1 rRNA gene is annotated in these 3,058 nt (G+C 53.3%); it reads left to right on the top strand.

Annotated elements, in window-relative coordinates:
* Positions 1–83 precede the first annotated feature (83 nt).
* Positions 84–3,006: ribosomal RNA gene (locus JCM13188_RS17075) — 23S ribosomal RNA — on the top strand.
* Positions 3,007–3,058 lie beyond the last annotated feature (52 nt).

Below are 3,058 nucleotides of genomic sequence, written 5' to 3'. Positions count from 1 at the left end.
GGTTAAGAACCTTGAAAACTAAATACGAACGCCAAAGCATCGAAACGATTTAAAAAAGATTGTCATGTCTTTTCACGTATAGAAGTTAAGTGATTAAGAGCGCACGGTGAATGCCTTGGCACTAGGAGCCGAAGAAGGACGGGACAAACACCGATATGCCTCGACGAGCTGTAAGTAAGCGTTGACTCGGGGATGTCCGAATGGGGAAACCCGCTATCCGTAATGGGGTAGCATCGTCACTGAATTCATAGGTGACGGAAGGCAACTCGGGGAACTGAAACATCTCAGTACCCGAAGGAAGAGAAAGCAAATGCGATTTCCTAAGTAGCGGCGAGCGAAACGGAATCAGCCCAAACCAAGACGCATGCGTCTTGGGGTTGTAGGACACTCCATTGGAGTTACCAAGAATGACGGTAGACGAAGCGACCTGGAACGGTCCGCCAAAGACGGTAACAGCCCGGTAGTTGAAATCGCCATCCTCCGGAGTGGATCCTGAGTACGGCGGAACACGTGAAATTCCGTCGGAATCTGGGAGGACCATCTCCCAAGGCTAAATACTCCCTAGTGACCGATAGTGAACCAGTACCGTGAGGGAAAGGTGAAAAGAACCCCGGAAGGGGAGTGAAAGAGAACCTGAAACCGTGTGCTTACAAGTAGTCGGAGCCCGTTAATGGGTGACGGCGTGCCTTTTGTAGAATGAACCGGCGAGTTACGGTGGTCGGCAAGGTTAAAGGGAAGACCTGGAGCCGCAGCGAAAGCGAGTCTGAATAGGGCGAATGAGTCGGACACCGTAGACCCGAAACTGTGTGATCTACCCATGTCCAGGGTGAAGGTCAGGTAACACTGACTGGAGGCCCGAACCCACGTATGTTGAAAAATGCGGGGATGAGGTGTGGGTAGGGGTGAAATGCCAATCGAACACAGAGATAGCTGGTTCTCTCCGAAATAGCTTTAGGGCTAGCCTCAACGTGAGAGTCTTGGAGGTAGAGCACTGATTGGACTAGGGGCCCCTATCGGGTTACCGAATTCAGTCAAACTCCGAATGCCAATGACTTATCGTTGGGAGTCAGACTATGGGTGATAAGGTTCATAGTCGAAAGGGAAACAGCCCAGACCGCCAGCTAAGGTCCCTAAGTATGTGTTAAGTGGAAAAGGATGTGGCGTTGCTTAGACAACCAGGATGTTGGCTTAGAAGCAGCCACCATTAAAGAGTGCGTAATAGCTCACTGGTCGAGTGACGCTGCGCCGAAAATATACCGGGGCTAAACACATCACCGAAGCTGCGGATTGTCCGTAGGACAGTGGTAGGAGAGCGTTCTAAAGGCGTTGAAGCTAGACCGTGAGGACTAGTGGAGCGTTTAGAAGTGAGAATGCCGGTATGAGTAGCGAAAAAGAAGTGAGAATCTTCTTCACCGTATGCCTAAGGTTTCCTGAGGAAGGCTCGTCCGCTCAGGGTTAGTCGGGACCTAAGCCGAGGCCGAAAGGCGTAGGCGATGGATAACAGGTTGACATTCCTGTACCACCTCCTCTCCATTTGAGCAATGGGGGAACGCAGGAGGATAGGGGAAGCGCGTCATTGGATGAACGCGCCCAAGCAGCAAGAGTGGTGGATAGGCAAATCCGTCCACCGAGAGCTTGAGCTGTGATGGGGAGGGAACATAAGTACCGAAGTCCCTGATTTCACACTGCCAAGAAAAGCCTCTAGCGAGGAGAGAGGTGCCCGTACCGCAAACCGACACAGGTAGGCGAGGAGAGTATCCTAAGGTGATCGGGAGAACTCTCGTTAAGGAACTCGGCAAAATGACCCCGTAACTTCGGGAGAAGGGGTGCTTGTCTAGGCTACGACCTAGCAAGCCGCAGTGAAAAGGCCCAAGCGACTGTTTATCAAAAACACAGGTCTCTGCGAAGCCGTAAGGCGAAGTATAGGGGCTGACACCTGCCCGGTGCTGGAAGGTTAAGGGGATGCGTTAGCCCTTCGGGCGAAGCGTTGAACCGAAGCCCCAGTAAACGGCGGCCGTAACTATAACGGTCCTAAGGTAGCGAAATTCCTTGTCGGGTAAGTTCCGACCCGCACGAAAGGTGCAACGACTTGGGCACTGTCTCAACGAGAGACCCGGTGAAATTATACTATGCGTGAAGATGCGCATTACCCGCGACAGGACGGAAAGACCCCGTGGAGCTTTACTGTAGCCTGATATTGAATGTTGGTACAGCTTGTACAGGATAGGTGGGAGCCTTAGAAACCGGAGCGCTAGCTTCGGTGGAGGCACCGTGGGATACCACCCTGGCTGTACGGACATTCTAACCCAGGGCCGTGATCCGGTCCGGAGACAGTGTCAGGTGGGCAGTTTGACTGGGGCGGTCGCCTCCCAAAAGGTAACGGAGGCGCCCAAAGGTTCCCTCAGAATGGTTGGAAATCATTCGCAGAGTGTAAAGGCAGAAGGGAGCTTGACTGCGAGACCTACAAGTCGAGCAGGGACGAAAGTCGGGCTTAGTGATCCGGCGGTTCCGCATGGAAGGGCCGTCGCTCAACGGATAAAAGCTACCCCGGGGATAACAGGCTTATCTCCCCCAAGAGTCCACATCGACGGGGAGGTTTGGCACCTCGATGTCGGCTCATCGCATCCTGGGGCTGTAGTCGGTCCCAAGGGTTGGGCTGTTCGCCCATTAAAGCGGTACGCGAGCTGGGTTCAGAACGTCGTGAGACAGTTCGGTCCCTATCCGTCGTGGGCGTTGGAAATCTGAGAGGCGCTGTCCTTAGTACGAGAGGACCGGGATGGACACACCGCTGGTGTACCAGTTGTTCCGCCAGGAGCACCGCTGGGTAGCTACGTGTGGCAGGGATAAGTGCTGAAAGCATCTAAGCATGAAGCCCCCCTCAAGATGAGATTTCCCATTGCTTCGAGCAAGTAAGATCCCTCAGAGACGATGAGGTTGATAGGTCCGAGGTGGACGCGTGGTGACACGTGGAGCTGACGGATACTAATCGATCGAGGACTTAACTTCGAATAGAAAAGACGCGCAGATGCTTGGTGGTTCGTATTTAGTTTTGAAGGTT

The organism is Piscibacillus salipiscarius JCM 13188, assembly GCF_001311865.1.
Lineage (GTDB): Bacteria > Bacillota > Bacilli > Bacillales > Alkalibacillaceae > Piscibacillus > Piscibacillus salipiscarius.
Note: the sequence above shows the minus strand (reverse complement) of the source record. Positions and strands in the feature narration are given on the sequence as shown.